15 protein-coding genes are annotated in these 17480 nt (G+C 73.0%); 10 read left to right on the top strand and 5 right to left on the bottom strand.

The window, feature by feature from the left end:
- The first annotated feature begins 21 nt into the window (after positions 1 to 21).
- The gene (locus ACIRRS_RS08950) at positions 22 to 1110 is read left to right on the top strand and encodes a hypothetical protein (protein WP_402966930.1); all 1089 of its coding nucleotides are present in this window, start codon (positions 22 to 24) and stop codon (positions 1108 to 1110) included.
- Between the two features lie 61 nt (positions 1111 to 1171).
- Here ACIRRS_RS08950 and ACIRRS_RS08955 read toward each other — a convergent pair whose 3' ends face one another.
- Entirely contained in the window at positions 1172 to 1834 is a 663-nt protein-coding gene (locus ACIRRS_RS08955) for a GNAT family N-acetyltransferase (RefSeq protein ID WP_402966932.1), read from the bottom strand.
- A 37-nt stretch (positions 1835 to 1871) separates the two neighbouring features.
- A complete protein-coding gene (ligD, locus tag ACIRRS_RS08960; RefSeq protein WP_402966934.1) occupies positions 1872 to 2885 on the bottom strand; it encodes a non-homologous end-joining DNA ligase in 1014 nt (337 codons plus the stop codon).
- A 66-nt stretch (positions 2886 to 2951) separates the two neighbouring features.
- On the opposite strand from ligD, the gene ACIRRS_RS08965 reads away from it, so the two are divergent.
- Positions 2952 to 4013, top strand: coding sequence for an ATP-dependent DNA ligase (locus ACIRRS_RS08965; RefSeq protein ID WP_402966936.1), 1062 nt, complete (start codon positions 2952 to 2954; stop codon positions 4011 to 4013).
- 128 nt (positions 4014 to 4141) lie between these two features.
- Here the strand turns inward: ACIRRS_RS08965 and ACIRRS_RS08970 are convergent, their stop codons facing one another.
- Positions 4142 to 5569: a serine hydrolase domain-containing protein gene (locus ACIRRS_RS08970; RefSeq protein WP_402966938.1), complete on the bottom strand. Its 1428-nt coding sequence runs from the start codon at positions 5567 to 5569 to the stop codon at positions 4142 to 4144.
- 476 nt (positions 5570 to 6045) lie between these two features.
- Between ACIRRS_RS08970 and tdh the strand changes: the two genes are divergently transcribed.
- Together tdh and ACIRRS_RS08980 are read left to right on the top strand one after the other, a co-directional pair.
- Positions 6046 to 7074 (top strand): L-threonine 3-dehydrogenase, encoded by a 1029-nt coding sequence (gene tdh, locus ACIRRS_RS08975; protein ID WP_402966940.1) that lies wholly within the window; start codon positions 6046 to 6048, stop codon positions 7072 to 7074.
- A gap of 30 nt (positions 7075 to 7104) precedes the next feature.
- Entirely contained in the window at positions 7105 to 8304 is a 1200-nt protein-coding gene (locus tag ACIRRS_RS08980) for a glycine C-acetyltransferase (protein ID WP_402966942.1), read from the top strand.
- Positions 8305 to 8507: 203 nt separating this feature from the next.
- Here ACIRRS_RS08980 and ACIRRS_RS08985 read toward each other — a convergent pair whose 3' ends face one another.
- Positions 8508 to 9929, bottom strand: a complete 1422-nt coding sequence (locus tag ACIRRS_RS08985) for a hypothetical protein (protein ID WP_402966944.1) — start codon at positions 9927 to 9929, stop codon at positions 8508 to 8510.
- A 182-nt stretch (positions 9930 to 10111) separates the two neighbouring features.
- Positions 10112 to 11491: a TolB family protein gene (locus ACIRRS_RS08990; protein WP_402966946.1), complete on the bottom strand. Its 1380-nt coding sequence runs from the start codon at positions 11489 to 11491 to the stop codon at positions 10112 to 10114.
- A 198-nt stretch (positions 11492 to 11689) separates the two neighbouring features.
- On the opposite strand from ACIRRS_RS08990, the gene ACIRRS_RS08995 reads away from it, so the two are divergent.
- The 6 genes from ACIRRS_RS08995 to ACIRRS_RS09020 all read left to right on the top strand — a co-directional run bounded on the left by ACIRRS_RS08995 (position 11690) and on the right by ACIRRS_RS09020 (position 17429).
- Positions 11690 to 12601 carry a LysR family transcriptional regulator gene (locus tag ACIRRS_RS08995; RefSeq protein WP_402966948.1) on the top strand — a complete coding sequence of 304 codons (912 nt, stop codon included), beginning with the start codon at positions 11690 to 11692 and terminating at the stop codon, positions 12599 to 12601.
- A 249-nt stretch (positions 12602 to 12850) separates the two neighbouring features.
- Complete coding sequence (locus tag ACIRRS_RS09000; RefSeq protein ID WP_402966950.1) at positions 12851 to 13393, top strand: TetR/AcrR family transcriptional regulator; 543 nt, start codon at positions 12851 to 12853, stop codon at positions 13391 to 13393.
- 55 nt (positions 13394 to 13448) lie between these two features.
- Positions 13449 to 14408, top strand: a complete 960-nt coding sequence (locus tag ACIRRS_RS09005) for a Gfo/Idh/MocA family protein (RefSeq protein ID WP_402966952.1) — start codon at positions 13449 to 13451, stop codon at positions 14406 to 14408.
- A 109-nt stretch (positions 14409 to 14517) separates the two neighbouring features.
- Positions 14518 to 14889, top strand: coding sequence for a hypothetical protein (locus ACIRRS_RS09010; protein WP_402966954.1), 372 nt, complete (start codon positions 14518 to 14520; stop codon positions 14887 to 14889).
- 16 nt (positions 14890 to 14905) lie between these two features.
- Entirely contained in the window at positions 14906 to 15280 is a 375-nt protein-coding gene (locus ACIRRS_RS09015) for a hypothetical protein (RefSeq protein ID WP_402966956.1), read from the top strand.
- A 277-nt stretch (positions 15281 to 15557) separates the two neighbouring features.
- Complete coding sequence (locus ACIRRS_RS09020) at positions 15558 to 17429, top strand: endonuclease/exonuclease/phosphatase family protein (RefSeq protein WP_402966958.1); 1872 nt, start codon at positions 15558 to 15560, stop codon at positions 17427 to 17429.
- Positions 17430 to 17480: the final 51 nt, after the last annotated feature.

Here is a 17480-nt window from a genome sequence, read left to right on the forward strand (position 1 = left end):
CGGTCCACCAGGGGGAAAACGATGTCCCGCACGACCCGTCTCGCCGCCGCTGCGGCAGTTCTGCTCGTTCTCGCCGGCACCACCGCCGCCACCGCCGCGTCGGCCGACGCGCCCGTGGCCGGGGCCGAGGCGACCGTCGCCGTCGGTGCGCGGGGTGTCGCGCCGGTGGTCAGCCCCGACGGGGCGAAGGCCTATGTGGCGGTGACCGAGGCCGACAACACCTCGACCGTCAAGATCGTGGACACCCAGAGCGGGGCCGTCACCGCCCGCCTGGCGCTCGGCACGCTGCAGTGGGGCGCCCACCCGGCGCTCAGCCCGGACGGCAAGCGCCTGTACGTGCTGGACGGCCGGCGCCTCAGCGTGGTGGACACCGCCACCCTGACCCTGACCGCCACCCTCACGCTGCCCGACCAGCCGCGCCCCGCCGGCTGGATCGCGGGCTCGACCTCCGGCCTGGCGTTCAGCCCGGACGGCGCCACCCTGTACGTCTCCCAGAGCGGCCCGACCGCCTACCGGCAGAACGGCCAGAGCCGCATCCTGGCGTTCAGCACCGCCCAGCAGGCCTTCACCGTCTCCGTCCAGGTCCCGGCCCCCTACGTCGGCGCCCCCGCGGCCCGCCCGGGCACCGGCGACGTGTACGTGGGCAGCAGCCAGGGCGTGGTCCACGTGACGGCCGCCGCCACCGCGCCCGCCGTGGCCGGCACCGTCCAGGGCACCGCCTCGAACCTGGACTACAACCTCGCCTTCACCCCCGACGGCAAGCGCCTGTTCGGCCTGGCCGAGCTCGGTAGCGGCGCCAGCACGATCATCAACCCGGCCACCGACACCGTGACCGCCACCTTCAGCCCCGCCACCGGCGGAGACTCCCTGGAGAACCCGCAGGTCAGCGCGGACGGCACCCGCCTGTACCTCGCCGACACCAACCTCGGCGCGGGCACCGCCTCCGTGCTCGCCCTCGACACCGCCACCGGCGCGCCCGTCCCCGCCGACGGCGCGGGCAACCTCGACGAGGACATCCTCACCGGCCTGGCGCTCGGCCCCGACGGCCACACCTTCTACGTGGGCGGCACGGTCGGCCAGGTCGGGAACCTCCAGATCGTCGCCCACTGAGCTCGCTGAGCCCACCGAGCCCACTGGGCCCACTGAGCTCGCTGAGCCCACTGACGGACGATCACGCCCCCTCGGGGGACAGCAGCACCTCCGCGCCGACCGGGCGGTAACCCGCCGCCTGGAAGGCGCGGACGCTGGGCGCGTTGCCCGGCGCCTGCTGGGCCCAGACCACCGCGCCCTCCGGCACCAGATGCCGGGCGGCCGTGGCGAGGGCCCGGCCCAGGCCCCGGCCCCGGGCGTGCGGGTCGACCTCGATCGCGGCCTCCCAGCGCCCGGCGAGGCCCCGGCCGAGGACGAGCACGCCGCCCTCCGCCGCGAACACCCGCACGTCCTCGCGGTAGGCGAGGGCCCGCACCACCCGGGGGTGCTCCCGGTCGAGCACCTCGGTGAGCGCCGGCGGCGGCCCGCCCGGCAGGCGGTCGGCGCAGGTGAGCAGGTCGACGGCGCCGACGACGAGGCCCGTGCGCCCGGCCAGCGCGGTCAGGAACGGCGGGCACAGCGGCGCGGCCAGCGGGTCGCCCGGGACGGCGGCCAGCGTCTTCTCCACCCATTCCGGGCCCTCGTCGACGGAGTCGGCGAAGTCCGCGAAGACGACGGCGTGCGCCGCGAACGCCAGCACCCCGACGTCGCGCGGCGAGGGCTGCGCCACCACCGTCACCGACCCGTCCGGCGGCGGGAAGACCCCGCCCGCCGCGTCCGCCAGGATCTCCGCCAGCCCCCGCATGCCCCACCCCTTCGCCGGTCACATGATCGGTCGTAGCCTAACCCTCCGCCTTCCGCGCCCGGCTCGGCTGCACCCGGGGAGGCTCGCCCGCCGCCTTCGGATGGTCGGGCGGGTAGGGGAGTTCGCCGAACCCCTCGTCGCGGACCTGCTTCTCGTACAGCTCCAGCAGCCCCTCCAGCCGGAAGGCGTGCTCCTCCATCTCCGCGTTCAGGTCCCCGAGTTCGGCGAACCGCGCGGGCACCGTCCGCAGGTCGAAGTCCTCCGGCGAGGCGTCGTCCAGCTCCTCCCAGCGCAGCGGGGTGGAGGCGGTGGCGCGCGGGCGGGCGCGCAGCGAGTACGCGGAGGCGATGGTGCGGTCCCGGGCCATCTGGTTGTAGTCGACGAAGATCCTCTCCCCCCGCTCCTCCTTCCACCACGCGGTGGTGACCGCCCCCGGCATCCGCTGCTCCAGCGCCCGCCCGAGGGCGATCACCGCGTGCCGCCCGTCGATGAACGTCCACTCGGGCACCAGCGGCACGTACACGTGCACCCCGCGACCGCCGGAGGACTTGGGCCAGCCGCGCAACCCGAACTCGGCCAGCAGCGCCCGCAGTTCGTGCGCCACACGGGCGGCGTCGTGGAAGTCGGTGCCGGGCTGCGGGTCGAGGTCGATGCGCAGCTCGTCGACGTGCTCGGTGTCGGAGCGCCGCACCGGCCAGGGGTGGAAGGTGAGGCAGCCCAGGTTGGCGGCCCACAGCACGGCGGCCGGCTCGGTCGGGCAGATCTCGTCGGCGGAGCGCCCGCTGGGGAAGGCGATGCGGGCGGTGGGCAGCCAGTCCGGCAGGCCCTTGGGCGCGCGCTTCTGGTAGAAGAACTCGCCGTCCACGCCGTCGGGGAACCGCTGCAGCGTGGTCGGCCGCTCCCGCAGCCCGCGCAGCACGCCGTCCGCCACGGCCAGGTAGTACTGGGCGACGTCCATCTTGGTGAAGCCGCGCTCGGGGTAGTAGACCTTGTCGGGGTTCGACAGCCGGACGGTCCGCCCGGCGACTTCCAGTTCCACGGCAGCGCCCATGCGTCTCACGCTAAGCGCGCCGCGCCCGGCGCGCGCCCCGGGGCGATGCGGGCGAGGATCGGGGGCATGGACCTGCCCGTGATGCCGCCGGTGTCGCCGATGCTCGCCAAGTCGGTGGCGAAGATCCCGCCGGGGATGCAGTACGAGGCCAAGTGGGACGGCTTCCGCAGCATCGTGTTCCGCGACGGCGACGAGATCGAGCTCGGCAGCCGCACCGGCAAGTCGCTGACCAGGTACTTCCCCGAACTGGTCGAGGCCTTCCGGCGCGAGCTGCCCGAACGGTGCGTGCTGGACGGCGAGGTGGTGATCGCCCGGGACGGGCGGCTGCGCTTCGAGGAGCTGCTGGAGCGCATCCACCCGGCCGCCAGCCGGGTGCGGCTGCTCGCCGAGCAGACCCCGGCCTCCTTCGTCGCCTTCGACCTGCTCGCCCTCGGCGACGACTCCCTCCTGGGCGAGCCGCTCTCGCACCGCCGCCCGGCCCTGGAACGGGCGCTGGCCGACGCGGCCGACCCGGTGTTCACCGCCCCCGCCTCCACCGACCGCGAGCTGGCGCAGACCTGGTTCGCCGAGTACGAGGGCGCCGGGCTGGACGGCATCGTGGCCAAGCCGCTGGACCAGCCGTACCGGCCGGGGGAGCGGACGATGTTCAAGATCAAGCACGAGCGCACGGCCGACTGCGTGGTCGCCGGCTACCGCGAGCACAAGAGCGGCCCGGTGGTCGGCTCCCTGCTGCTCGGTATCTTCGACGACCAGGACAAGCTCCAGCACGTCGGCGTCTGCGCCGCCTTCTCGATGGCCCGCCGCGCCGAACTCGCCGAGGAGCTGGCCCCGTTGAGGACGGACGACCTCGCGGCGCACCCCTGGGGCGCCTGGGCGGAGGAGTCCGCGCACGCCGAGGGCCGACTGCCCGGGGCCGTCAGCCGCTGGACGGGCGGCAAGGACCTCTCCTGGATCGCGCTGCGCCCGGAGCGGGTGATCGAGGTCGCGTACGACCACATGGAGGGCACCCGCTTCCGGCACACGGCGCAGTTCCGCCGCTGGCGGCCGGACCGGGCGCCGGAGAGCTGCACGTACGCGCAGCTGGAGGAGCCGGTCTCGTACGACCTGGCGCGGGTCCTGGGGATCTGACCCCGCGCTGAACGGCCCGAAACGCCGAACGGCCCGAAACGCCGAACGGTCCGAAACGCCGAACGGTCCGAACGCCGAACGGCCCGAACCGGTAGGCCGGTTCGGGCCGTTCGAGGCGTGCGGGCCCCTCAGGAGTCGTCCCCCTCGGAGACGTGCAGCGTGGCGGAGCCGGAGGGCGCGGGCGTCAGGGGTGGGCTCACGGACGGCGAACCGGACGGCGCGGCGGACGGCGACGCGGACGGGGACCCGGGCGCCGTGGGCGAGCCGGTCTCGGCGGCCGTCGGCAGCGTGTAGACGTTGTTCGGCGAGACGATCTGGGTGATCGCCCTGGCGAGCAGTGTCGACGGCTCCGAACCCTGGTACGAGATGTCGGTGTTGGTCATGATGACCAGCGACGCCTGCGCCGCCGGGAGGTAGACCACGACGGTCTGGTAGCCGGGCAGCGAGCCGTTGTGCCCGATCCACCCGTGGGTCTTGAACACCCCGAAGGCGTACTCGAGTTCGGGCAGCCCGGCGCCCTGGCCCTTGAGCCGCTCCGCCTGGGTCGCCGGGTTGAGCAGCGGCGCCCCGGTGGCCAGCACCTTGGACCAGGTCTGCAGGTCGGCGAGGTTGGAGATCGCGGCGCCGGCCGCCCAGCCCCAGGACGGGTCCCAGTTGGTGGCGTCGGTGACCGAGCCGTTGGGCGTCTGGTTGGTGACGCCGCTGGCGTGCGGGGAGGGGAAGGAGGCGTCGGTCGGGAAGACCGAACTCTTCATCCCGGCGGGGTCGAACACCTGGGCCTTGACGAAGTCGGCGAGCGACTGGCCGCTGACCTTCTCGACCGCCAGGCCGAGCAGGATGGCGTTGGTGTTGGAGTACTCGAACTTGCTGTTCGGCGGGAAGTTGGCCGGGTGCTTGAAGGAGTACGCGAGCAGCTGGTCCGGGGTGAACGGGCGCGTCGGGTCGCCGAGCAGCGCCTGGTCGAAGTCCGGGTCCTGGCTGTAGTTGAACAGGCCGCTGCGCATGTCGCCGAGTTCGCGCAGGGTGATCCCGTCGCCGTTCGGGACGTTCGGGACGTACTTGCTGATCGGGTCGTCCAGGCCCATCTTCCCCTGGTCGACCAGCCGCAGGACGGCGGTGGCGGTGAGGGTCTTGGTGACGCTGCCGATCCGGGTGTACAGGTCGGTGGTCATGGGCGTCCTGGCGGTGGGGTCGGCCAGCCCGAACGCCTTCCGGTAGCTGCCGTCCGGGGTGGTGTAGCCGACGATCACGCCGGGGACGCCGGCCTGGGTCATCGTCTGCTGGATCGCGGAGTCCAGCTTGGCCGTCACGTCGGGCGTGAGCGCCACGACGCCGCCGGAGGCGGACGCGGAGGGGGAGCCGGACGAGCCGAACCCCGAGGCGGACGGGCTGAGCGCGGCCGGAGCCCCTGTGACCACGGCGCCGCCGCCGGAGGTCGTGGCGGAGTCCGACCCGCCGGAACAGGCGGCCGTGGTGAGCAGCCCGGCCACCGCCAGGGCGGCGCAGGCGGCGCGGCCCGCGCGGGTCGTACGGGAGGTGCGCGTGGTGTTGGTCATCGGTCGAGGTGCCTCTCCGGGGCGAAGGCCCCCTTGGCGGACGGCCCCGGAGCGTCGCTCCACGGGGACGTGGGGGGAGCGTCGCCACCGTAAGCACCGCCGTGCCGGGGCCGCGCGCCGGTCGCGCGCGGGCTGGACCGAACGGATCGCGGCCCACCCGAGTGGCCCGACCCGGGTGGCGCCCGGCTGTCAAGTACCGCCGGCCGACCAGCGGTTGGTGTCGCGCCGAGGGGCGTGCGCTCCGCCGGACGGGTGAGCGCCGATCGCGCCGCAGCCGTGGCGGGGGCGGGCTCGGGCACGATCGTTCAGCTCAGCTGTGACCGGCCTTAAGAATTCCTCGATGGACCGCACCCCCTCTCACCAGGCAGATTTCTGCCTGCCCGGAGATCGTCCGTCGAGAACGGCCGAACCGGGCCCCTCGGCCTCGCCCCACCCGCGCAGCCCGTACCAGATCCGCACGTCAGGAGCCGTCGCCCGTGAAGGCACTCGTCAAGCAGAAGGCCGAGCCCGGTCTCTGGATGATCGACGTCCCCAAGCCCGAGATCGGCCCCGGCGAGGTGCTGATCAAGGTGCTGCGCACGGGCATCTGCGGCACCGACCTGCACATCCGCACGTGGGACGGCTGGGCGCAGCAGACCATCAGGACGCCGATGACGATCGGCCACGAGTTCGTCGGCGAGGTCGCCGAGCTCGGCGCCGGCGTCGCGGACATCGCGATCGGCGACCTCGTCTCCGGCGAGGGCCACCTGGTCTGCGGCAAGTGCCGCAACTGCCTGGCCGGCCGCCGCCACCTGTGCCGCAACACCATCGGCCTGGGCGTCAACCGCGACGGCGCGTTTGCCGAGTACGTGGCCCTGCCCGCCTCCAACGTCTGGGTGCACCGGGTGCCGGTCGACCTGGACGTGGCCGCGATCTTCGACCCCTTCGGCAACGCCGTGCACACCGCGCTGTCCTTCCCGCTGGTCGGCGAGGACGTGCTGGTCACCGGCGCCGGCCCGATCGGCATCATGGCCGCCGCCGTCGCCCGGCACGCCGGCGCGCGCAACGTGATGATCACCGACGTCTCCCCGTACCGCCTCGACCTGGCCCGCAAGGTCGGCGTGACGCTGGCGCTGGACGTCTCCCAGCACACCATCGAGGAGGGCCAGCAGAAGCTGGGCCTGCGCGAGGGCTTCGACGTCGGCCTGGAGATGTCCGGCCGCCCCGAGGCGATGCAGTCGATGATCGCCAACATGACGCACGGCGGGAAGATCGCCATGCTCGGCTTGCCCGCCGACGACTTCGCGGTGGACTGGGCGCGCGTCGTCACCTCGATGATCACCATCAAGGGCATCTACGGCCGCGAGATGTTCGAGACCTGGTACGCGATGTCCGTCCTGCTGGAGGGCGGCCTGGACCTCAGCCCGGTGATCACCGGCCGCTACGCCGCGGACGACTTCGAGGACGCCTTCGCCGACGCCGCCGGCGGCAACTGCGGCAAGATCATCCTCGACTGGACCGCCTGAGCCACCCCCGCCGACCGCTAGGAGCCTTCCGTGTTCGACAACGTGCGCGCCGACGTCGCGGCCACCCTCGACGAGATCCGCGAGGCCGGCCTGTTCAAGCCCGAGCGGGTGATCGGCACCCCGCAGAGCGCGGCCGTCACCGTCACCGGCGGTGGCAGGCCCGGCGAGGTGCTCAACTTCTGCGCCAACAACTACCTGGGCCTGGCCGACAACCAGGAGGTGCTGGACGCGGCCAAGGACGCCCTGGACCGCTGGGGCTACGGCATGGCCTCCGTCCGCTTCATCTGCGGCACCCAGGACGTGCACAAGGAGCTGGAGGAGCGCCTGTCGGCCTTCCTCGGCCAGGAGGACACCATCCTCTACTCCTCGTGCTTCGACGCCAACGGCGGCGTGTTCGAGACCCTGCTGGGCGCGGAGGACGCCGTCATCTCCGACGCGCTCAACCACGCGAGCATCATCGACGGCATCCGCCTCAGCAAGGCCCGCCGCCACCGCTACGCCAACCGCGACATGGCCGACCTGGAGAAGCAGCTCCAGGACACCCAGGACGCCCGCCGCCGCCTGATCGTCACCGACGGCGTGTTCTCCATGGACGGCTACGTCGCCCCGCTGCGCGAGATCTGCGACCTCGCCGACCGCTACGACGCGATGGTCATGGTCGACGACTCGCACGCCGTCGGCTTCGTCGGCGCCGGCGGCCGGGGCACCCCGGAGCTGCACGGCGTGATGGACCGCGTCGACGTCATCACCGGCACCCTCGGCAAGGCGCTCGGCGGCGCCTCCGGCGGCTACGTCGCCGCCCGCCGCGAGATCGTCGCCCTGCTGCGCCAGCGCTCCCGCCCGTACCTGTTCTCGAACTCGCTCGCCCCGGTGATCGCGGCCGCCTCGCTGAAGGTGCTCGACCTGGTCGAGAACTCCAACGAGCTGCGCGAGAAGCTGGCGGCCAACACGGCGCTGTTCCGTTCGAAGATGACCGAGGCCGGGTTCGAGATCCTGCCCGGCGACCACCCGATCGCCCCGGTGATGATCGGCGACGCGGCCGAGGCGGGCCGGCTCGCCGAGCTTCTGCTGGAGCGCGGGGTGTACGTGATCGGCTTCTCCTACCCGGTGGTGCCGCACGGCCAGGCCCGCATCCGGGTGCAGCTGTCGGCGGCGCACTCCACCGAGGACGTCGAGCGCGCCGTCGCGGCCTTCATCGACGCCCGGGACGCCCTGGCCCTGGAGAAGTAGCCCCACGAGCCGCCCGTGGGCACGGTCCGCTCGGAACCGGACCGCGCCCACGGGCTCAAGGACCGCCGTGCGTCGCGGGCGCCATCCCGCCCGCGCCGCACGGCCCACAGACCACCTGCCCCACCCTCCCGCTTCGGGGGTGGGACGACGGCCCGCCCGTCGTCCCACCCCCGTTCGCGGTTCCCGGAGGGGCCGCCGCGCCGTCAGTGCTTCGCGAAGACCTGGATGTTCGAGGGCTCGGCCGGGCCGTTCTGCCCGGGGACGAGGTTGCGGCTGGTCGACTCGAACAGCACGGTGCGCCCGTGCGCGTCCACGTGCGGGAGGTCGGAGTCGCCGTTGCCCGGCGAGCCGTCCGGGGCGTCGGTGATCCGCTCGACGCGGCCGGTGTTCAGGTCGTAGCGGTAGACGTCGAAGCGGTCGTGCTGCTTCGGGCCGGGCACCAGGTTGGTGGCGAAGGAGTCGAAGTACACCCAGTGGTCGTCGGCGGTGACCTGGGGGCTGTCGGAGCCGGCGGTGGAGACGGTGCCGGGCAGGCCGGCGGTGAGCGGGATCAGGGTGCCCTTCTTCAGGTCCCGGGCGAAGATCTGGTTCTCGTACTGGCCGCTGTCGGGGGCGCCGACGGGCACGGACAGCCCGTAGACCACGTAGCGCCCGCTCGGGCTGAGCGTCGCGTCCAGGGTCGCCCCGGTGGTGACCTGGCCGCTGGTGTCGTAGCTGGTCGGGACGATGGCGCGGGTCGTCGTGTCGTAGACGTAGTAGGTGCCCTGGATCATCTGGCCGAGGCTCAACTGCGGTGTGGTGGCGGTGCGGTGCGGGGCGCCGGGGATGAACAGGTCGGGGGCGTTCGAGCTGAAGCCGACGTAGCGGCCGTCCGCGCTGATCGTCGCGTTGACGGACTCGCCCCTGGCGGCCGTGCCGGCGGCGGTGGCGGAGACGACCCGGGTGGTGTGCGTCCAGCGGTCGGTGAGGTAGACGGTGGAGTCGTGGTTCGGCGTGGTGAGCTGCTCGCCCGCCGCCTTCGCGGGGCCGACGAGGTCGGTGCGGTCGGAGACGTAGGCGACGTAGCGGCCGTCGGCGCTGATGGACGCCGCCCAGGCGTAGTGGCCGAGGTCGGTGTCGGGGGCGCCGTGCGGGGCGCTGACCAGGTCGGTGTGCCCGGTCCGGCGGTCGCGGACGTAGACGTTCACCCGGCCGGGGGCGGGGGCGCCGGGGACGACGCCCGGGGCGTCGGTCTCGAAGGCGACGAAGCGGCCGTCGGCGCTGATCGCCGTGCCGCTGGACGTGCCGCCCAGAGCGGAGCCGTCGTCGGCGAGGCTGACCCGCTCGGTGCGGTTGGTGTCCAGGTCCCGGACGTACGCGTCCGTGCCGCCCTGTGACGTCGACGGCTGGGCGACGAGGTCGGTCGCGGCGGAGGTGAACAGCGCGTAGCGGCCGTCGGCGCTGACGGCCCCCGACTGGGACTGGCCGTTGGGTTTGGCGCCGCCGACACCGACGCTGACCTGGACGGTGTGGAGCGGGCGCAGCCCCTGGTCCGCCTGCGCGGGGGCGGCGGTCAGGGCGAGTGCGGCGGCTGCCGCGAGGGCGCCGGCGGGGCCGGCGAAGCGGCGCTTGGCGGGATGCTGCATGACGGAGTGTCCTCCCCGGAACGGCCCGCCGGTTCCGGACGGCGGGCACCGGGGAGAGCCAATCGCCGGGCGGTGCGGGTGGTCAACCGCAGCCCTGGGGAGGAGTTGAAAATACGTCAACCACCGTATTCCGTACGGGAGTCGGGCCGCTCCGGGGCTCGGCGCGACTCCCGTACCAGGGGTCAGAGAACGCGGCGGAACACGTTGGTGAGGGTGTTGTCGTCGCCCGGCACGATGCTGCCGCCGACGGCGTCGAACAGGACGGTGTCGCCGGTGGCGTCGACGAAGGGCTGGTACGAGCTCGCGGTGGCCTGGCCGCCGTCCGGGGTCAGGCTGACGCGCTCCAGGCGGCCGGTCGCGACCTCGCGGCGGAAGACGTCGGCGGCCTGGTTGGTGTCGCCGGGGACGATGGCGTCCGAGTAGGAGTCGAAGTAGATCCACCGGCCGTCGGCGGTCATCACCGGGTCGTAGGAGCCCTGCGTCGAGGCGGGGCCGGGCAGGTAGGTGCTGACCACGGTGACCTTGCCGGTGGCCAGCTCGTGGGCGTAGACGTCCATCCGGATGCCGTGGGAGCCGGGGTGCGGGTCGACGCCGTAGGTCGGCAGGCCGTAGAGGGCGTAGCGGCCGTCGGGGCTGATCCGGGCGTCCATCAGGCCGACGCCGCGCCGGGCGCCGGTCTCGTCGAGGCTCGCCTCGACGGTGCGGCCGTCGGCGGCGGTCCAGACGTAGTACGGGTAGAAGCGCGGGCCGGCCAGTTCGGCGTCGGAGGCTTCGGCCGCCGCCGCAGGGGTCTGGGGGACGAGGTTGTAGGCGCGGGAGACGAAGCCGACCGTGCCGCCGTCCCAGCTGATCGTCGGACGGTAGGAGTGGCTGTCGGCGCCGGTGCCGTCGAGGCCGGTGGTGACCAGGCGGGTGGTGTGCGTCCAGCGGTCGGCGACGTAGATGTTGATCTTGCCGCGGTGGATGCTGGTGGCCAGGTCCGTGCGGTTGGAGGCGTAGGCGACGTAGCGGCCGTCCGCGCTCAGCGTCGGGTTGTCGGCGCTGCGGATGGTCTCGTCGTCGGTGGTGGCGAGGACGCCCGCGCTGACCAGCTCGGTGCGGCCCGTCCAGCGGTCGCGGACGAAGACGTCGCTCGCGTGCTTGGCCTGGCCGGGCACCACGTCGGTCGCCGGGGTGCTGAATGCCACGTACCGGCCGTCGGCGCTGATCGAGGCGTCCGAGGTGGCGGCGTTCAGCGCCGAGCCGTCGTCGGCGACGCTGACCCGCTCGATGTGGCCGTTGCGCAGGTCCCGGACGTAGACCTCCTCGGCGTTCGGCGTGCCCTTGGTGGGTAGCAGGTCGGTGGCCGTCGAGGAGAACAGCGCCGAGCGGCCGTCCGCGCTCAGCCCGAGCGCGTTCGAGGCCCCGTTCAGCTGCTCGCCCTTGAAGCCCTCGCTCACCCGGGCCGTCCGCCCCTTCGGCGGGCGGGCCTCGGCGGCGGGCATCGCGGCGCCCGCCACGACGACCGCGGCCAGGACGCAGGCGGTACGGGCCAGCCGGCGGCGGGAACGTGCGGTGATCATTCTTCCTCCCCTGACGACGTCGCCGGGCCCGGAGCTGCCCCCCGGACCCGGATCGGGCACGAGCCAAGCGCCGTCCGGCCACGGGCGTCAACGCATGTACGGACAAAGTCGAAGGATCTCGTCCGGAAATACGACAGCGGCGTGGACGGACTTCGGCACCCCGCCGGGAGGGCTCCGCCGCGCTGGCAGAATTGATGCGTGATCGACGCTCGACGGCTGCGGACCCTGCGGGCCGTGGCGGACCACCGCACGGTGACCGCCGCGGCGGCCGCCCTGTACCTGACCCCCTCCGCCGTCTCCCAGCAGCTGGCCGCCCTGGAGCAGGAGACCGGGCACCACCTCCTCGCCCGCGAGGGCCGGGGCGTACGGCTGACGGCCGCCGGGGAGATCCTGCTCGGCCACGCCGACGCCGTGCTCGCCCAGCTGGAGCGGGCCGAGGCCGACCTCGCCGCGTACAGCGGGGGAGCGGCCGGGGAGGTCACCGTCGCCTCCTTCGCCACCGGCATCTCCCACGTCCTCGCCCCCGCGATCGGGCTGCTCGCCGAGCGGGCGCCCGGCGTGCGGCTCAAGGTGCAGGACGCGGAGGGGGACGCCAGCCTGCCCATGGTCCTGGACGGGCGGGCCGACCTCGCGGTGGCCGTCGAGTACCGGGGCGCCCCGCGCGCCGACGACGCCCGGCTGACCAGGGTGCCGCTGTACGCCGAGCCCTTCGAGGCCGTCCTGCCGCTGGACCACCCGCTGGCCGGGGAGGCCGGCCCGCTGGCCGTCGCCGCCTTGGCGGACGAGCCCTGGATCGGGCCCTACCCCGGCAACCCCTGCCACGACGTGGTGCTGCTCGCCTGCGAGCACGCCGGGTTCCAGCCCCGGCTGCTGCACTCCTCGGACGACTTCCGCGCCGTCGTCGCCCTCGCCTCGGCGGGTGCGGGCGTGGCCCTCGTCCCGCGCTCCGCCCTGCGCGGCGTCGACCTCGCCCGCGTGGCCGTCCGCCCCCTCGACAGCGACCTCGCCACCCGCCGCGTCTTCGCCGCCGTCCGTACGGGCGCCGCCGGGCACCCGCTGATCCGGCCCGTCCTCGACGCCCTCGCGGAGGCGGCGGCCGAGGGGGCGTAGACGGGTCGTACGGAATGTACGGGCTGTACGGCTTGTGCGGCTGCACGGCGTCCCGAACCGGGCGGCGCCGCCGTTCGTGCTCGGCGGGGCGTCCCGGCAAGGGCGGCCGTGCAGCCGCAGGATCGTGGGGCGGTCGTGACCTCCGGTGTGTCCGCGAAGCCTGCCCGCGAAACGGTACCGATCGGTTCCGACCGAGAGGACGGTACCGACCGGTGCCGTTTGGCGTCAAGGGCGGTTAGGATCGTCCGCATGGCAGTCAACGCACGGGCGCGCCTGCTGGCCACCGCCGAGTCCCTCTTCTACGCCTACGGGATCCACGCGGTGGGAGTGGAGCGCATCCTCTCCGAGTCCGGTGTGGGCCGGGCCTCGTTCTACCGTCACTTCGCCTCCAAGGAGGCCCTGGTGACGGCCGTCCTCGAAGGCCGCGACGCCCGCTGGCGCGCCTGGCTCTCCGAGCGGGTCGCGGCCCACGGCGGCCACCCGCTGAACGTCTTCGACGCGCTGGCCGAACGCTTCGCCGCCCCCGACTACCGGGGCTGCGTCGCCATCACCACCATGACCGAGATCGCCGACCGCGCCAGCCCGCCCCGACGGATGGCCGCCCTGCACAAGGACCGCGTCGTCGAGCTCGTCGAGCAGCTGATGCGCGAGGCCGGAATCACCGAACCCTCCTCCCGCGCCCGGGAGTTCGCACTTCTCATGGACGGCGCCATCGTCACCGCCCTGCGGGAGGGCACCCCGGACGCGGCCTGGCGCGCCCGGGGCATCGCGGAGTCCCTGCTGGCGGCCTGACCCCGCGCGCATAGGGTGGGGACGGCCGACGCCCCGCAGCCCGTACGGAGACTTCATGCGCCCGACCAGCCCGACCAACCCGACCGGCCCGACCAGCACCGCCCCCGACGCCCCGCTCCCGATCGGCGTGATCGGGCTCGGGGACATCGCGCAGAAGGCCTACCTGCCGGTGTTCGGCGCCATGCCGGGCATCGACCTGCGCCTGATGACCCGGGACGCGGCCAAGCTCGCCCGCATCGGCGACGCCTACCGGGTCGGCCCCGAGCGGCGGTTCACCGACCTGGCCGAGCTGATCGGCAGCGGCATCCGCGCCGCCTTCGTGCACGCCGCCACCTCCCAGCACGTCCCGATCGTCGAGGAACTGCTGGGCGCCGGGGTGGACGTGTACGTGGACAAGCCGCTCGCCTACGACCTCGAAGGCGCCCAGAAGCTGGTCAACCTGGCCGACCGCACCGGCCGTTCGCTCATGGTCGGCTTCAACCGGCGCCACGCGCCCGGCTACGCCCAGGCCCTGGAGCGCCCGCGCGACCTGATCGTCCTGCAGAAGAACCGCGAGGGCCTGCCGGAGGCCGCCCGCACGCTCGTCTTCGACGACTTCATCCACGTCGTCGACACCCTGCGCTTCCTCGCCCCCGGCGAGATCGAGCACGTCGACGTCCGCGCCCGCGTCCGCGACGGCCTCGTCGAACACCTCGTCCTCACCCTCGGCGGCGACGGCTTCACCGCCCTCGGCATCATGAACCGCCTCTCCGGCTCCACCGAGGAGGTCCTCCAGGTCTCCGGCGCCGACTCCAAGCGCGAGGTCCACAACCTCGCCGAGGTGATCGACCACCGCGGCCAGCCCACCGTCCGCCGCCGCGGCGACTGGGTCCCCGTCGCCCGCCAGCGCGGCATCGAGCAGTGCGTCCACTCCTTCCTCGACGCCGTCCGCACCGGAAAGCCCCTCGACGCCCACGACGCCCTGCGCACCCACGAACTCTGCGAGCAGATCGTGAACCGCATCGAGGCCCTCTGACCCCCCGCCCCCACCGGCAGGACGGGGCCCCGGAGGGCGGATAGCCTGGAAGGAGCCGATCTGGCGGGAGCGCGCACTCCTGAACCCTCACACCCTCCAGAGGCTCACGATGGACTTCCAACAAGCCTTCGCCCAGGACCTCTCCCAACGCACCGGCACGACGATCGACGGCTCCGCGATGGGCAGCAGCGACGACGTGCAGAACCAACTGTCCGCACTGAGCGACTTCCTGGGCTCGCTCGACGACAGCAGCAAGCAGACGCTCGACGTCATCTCCCAGTCCGGCGTGGACCTCTCGTCCGCGACGGACGACTCCGGCGCGTCACTCGGCCTTCCCGGCGGCCCGCTGCTCGGGATCGCGGCCCAGGCCGGTCTCGGCCTGACGGCGATGGTCAGCGACGGGCAGGCCAGCCTCCAGGTCGCCATGAACGAGTCGGGCGGCGGCGGCAGCGGTGAGTCCGGCGAATCGTCCACCGCCTGAAGGAAGGAGCGGCACGATGTCCGATTGGGACTCGTTCACCAGTTGCATGGAGAGCAAGCAGACCGATGTCGGCGACTTCCTCAGGAACGCGGGCCTCCAGGCGTACAACGGCAGCAAGGACCAGGCCTTCGCGGCGGTCAAGGCGGCCACGGCCTGGTACTCCCAGCTCGACGGGAAGGTGAAGTTCGCCCTCGGGTTCGCCTCGAAGAAGCTCGGCGACGCCGCCTGGAAGCGCCTCTCGGAGCTGGTCGCCTCCTCGGGCGGCCTGGTCGCCGCAGCCGGCGGCGCGGCCGAGGTCGTCGGCGAACTGGCCGTCATGCTCGCCGCCCTCGCCGCCGGCTTCGAGATCGGCGTCTTCTTCACCTCGGCCGCGGTCTGCATCGACGCCTGACCCGCGTGTGCGGGCTGCCGTGAACCGGGTGGGGCTGGGGGAATTCTGGAAGGAGGCCGACGGGGTGGGGAATTCCTGGGAGAAAGCTGGGAGTCGGGCAAACAACGGGTCATGGGGCGGGAACGAGGAGTTCATGCGCGGGGTCTTGTCGGGGCATTTTCTACGCGCGTAAGTTGTGGGCCCGGCGGGGGAGTTCGGTCGTCCTCCGTCGATCTTGACGCGGGTAGCGCGCATCCTCGCACTGCGCGGCCCGTCGACGACTAGGAGTCCCGCACCGGTGTCCACCGCCTCCGCTCCCCGCCCCCGTAGAGCCGTCCTGCTGCGCGCCAGCCTCCTGTCGGCCACCGTGGCCGCCTCGCTGGTGCTCGTGCCGCTTCCCGTCGCCGGGGCGGCCGGCGCCGCCGTGCCCGCGCCGACGGAGGCCGGGCCGCTGCGCATCCACGACATCCAGGGCACCACCCGGATATCCCCGCAGGCCGGGAAGCCGGTCGTCGGGGTGCCCGGTGTCGTCACGGGTGTGCGGGCGTACGGCAGCGTCAAGGGCTTCTGGCTGCAGGACCCGAACCCGGACGCGGACCCGGCGACCAGCGAGGGCGTCTTCGTCTACACCGGCTCCAACCCGACCGTGAAGGTCGGCGACTCGGTGCTGGTCAGCGGCAAGGTCACCGAGTACTACCCGAACTTCGCGGGCGGCTCGCAGTCCATCACCGAGATCACCGGCCCCGCCGTCACGGTGCTCTCCGCAGGGAACCCGCTGCCCGCCCCGGTCGTGGTCGACACCCGCAACATCCCCGGCACCTACGCCCCGCCCGCGGCGGCGGACGGCAGCGTCGACTCCGTCGCGCTGAACCCGGAGAAGTACGCCCTGGACTTCTACGAGTCCCTGGAGGGCATGCTCGTCCAGGTCAAGGACGTGCGGGTCGTCCAGGCCACCGACAAGTACAACGAGCTGTGGGTCGCCGCCGACCGCCAGGACCAGCGCAGCCAGCGCGGCGGGCTGCTGTACGAGTCGTACCGCGAGCCCAACGTCGGCCGCCTGATGGTGCAGCAGCAGGCGCCCGTCACCCAGCAGCCCTTCCCCGTGGCCAACGTCGGCGACGTGCTGACCGGCGCCACCACCGGCCCGCTGGACTACAACCAGTTCGGCGGCTACACCCTCGTCGCCGGGACGCTCGGCGCCCTCCAGGACAACCACCTCCAGCGCGAGGTCACCGCCCAGGCCGGCGAGCGCGAACTCACCATCGCCACCTACAACGTGGAGAACCTGGCCGCCACCAACCCCGACGCCAAGTTCGCCGAGCTGGCCCAGGGCGTGGTGACCAACCTGCGCTCGCCCGACGTCGTCGCCCTGGAGGAGATCCAGGACGACAACGGCAGCAAGAACGACGGTACGGTCGGCGCGAGCAGGACCGTCGCCAAGTTCGTCGAGGCGATCAAGGCCGCCGGCGGCCCCGCGTACGACTGGCGCTCGATCGACCCCGAGGACGGCAAGGACGGCGGGGAGCCCGGCGGCAACATCCGCCAGGTCTTCCTGTTCAACCCCCAGCGCGTCTCCTTCACCGACATCCCCGGCGGCACCGCCACCACCGCCGTGGGCGTCACCGGAACCGGCGCCACCACCGCGCTCACCGCCTCGCCCGGGCGGATCGAGCCCGGCGACGAGGCCTGGACCAACAGCCGCAAGCCCCTGGTCGGGCAGTTCTCCTTCCGCGGCAAGAAGGTCTTCGTGATCGCCAACCACTTCAACAGCAAGGGCGGCGACCAGGGCATCGACAGCCGCTTCCAGGCCCCCACCCGCGGCTCCGAGGTGCAGCGGCTCAAGCAGGCCACCGTCGAGCAGGCCTTCGTCGCCAAGCTGCTGGCCGCCGACAAGGAGGCCAAGGTCGTCTCCCTCGGCGACTTCAACGACTACCAGTTCTCGCCCGCCCTGGCCGCCCTCACCAAGGACGGCGTGCTGCGCGACCTGGTGAACGAGCTGCCCGAGAAGGAGCAGTACTCGTACGTCTACCAGGGCAACTCGCAGGTGCTCGACCACATCCTGGTCAGCCCCGAGCTGGGCTATGCCAAGTACGACGTGGTGCACATCAACGCCGAGTTCGCCAAGCAGGCCAGCGACCACGACCCGCAGGTGGTCCGCCTCAAGCCGTGACCTGAGCTGCGGTTATGCTGCCCGGACCCGTCGGTGACCACCGGCGGGTCC

The sequence above is a fragment of the Kitasatospora sp. NPDC101183 genome (assembly GCF_044767945.1).
Lineage (GTDB): Bacteria > Actinomycetota > Actinomycetes > Streptomycetales > Streptomycetaceae > Kitasatospora.

Bases quoted from the DNA above. Each gene is read 5' to 3' on its own strand.
- ACIRRS_RS08985 (WP_402966944.1), bottom strand. From the start codon at position 9,929: ATGCAGCATCCCGCCAAGCGCCGCTTCGCCGGCCCCGCCGGCGCCCTC.
- ACIRRS_RS09000 (WP_402966950.1), top strand. From the start codon at position 12,851: ATGGCAGTCAACGCACGGGCGCGCCTGCTGGCCACCGCCGAGTCCCTC.
- ACIRRS_RS08955 (WP_402966932.1), bottom strand. From the start codon at position 1,834: ATGCGGGGGCTGGCGGAGATCCTGGCGGACGCGGCGGGCGGGGTCTTC.
- ACIRRS_RS09010 (WP_402966954.1), top strand. From the start codon at position 14,518: ATGGACTTCCAACAAGCCTTCGCCCAGGACCTCTCCCAACGCACCGGC.
- ACIRRS_RS08990 (WP_402966946.1), bottom strand. From the start codon at position 11,491: ATGATCACCGCACGTTCCCGCCGCCGGCTGGCCCGTACCGCCTGCGTC.
- ACIRRS_RS08970 (WP_402966938.1), bottom strand. From the start codon at position 5,569: ATGACCAACACCACGCGCACCTCCCGTACGACCCGCGCGGGCCGCGCC.
- ligD (WP_402966934.1), bottom strand. From the start codon at position 2,885: ATGGGCGCTGCCGTGGAACTGGAAGTCGCCGGGCGGACCGTCCGGCTG.
- ACIRRS_RS08965 (WP_402966936.1), top strand. From the start codon at position 2,952: ATGGACCTGCCCGTGATGCCGCCGGTGTCGCCGATGCTCGCCAAGTCG.
- ACIRRS_RS08950 (WP_402966930.1), top strand. From the start codon at position 22: ATGTCCCGCACGACCCGTCTCGCCGCCGCTGCGGCAGTTCTGCTCGTT.
- ACIRRS_RS09005 (WP_402966952.1), top strand. From the start codon at position 13,449: ATGCGCCCGACCAGCCCGACCAACCCGACCGGCCCGACCAGCACCGCC.
- ACIRRS_RS09015 (WP_402966956.1), top strand. From the start codon at position 14,906: ATGTCCGATTGGGACTCGTTCACCAGTTGCATGGAGAGCAAGCAGACC.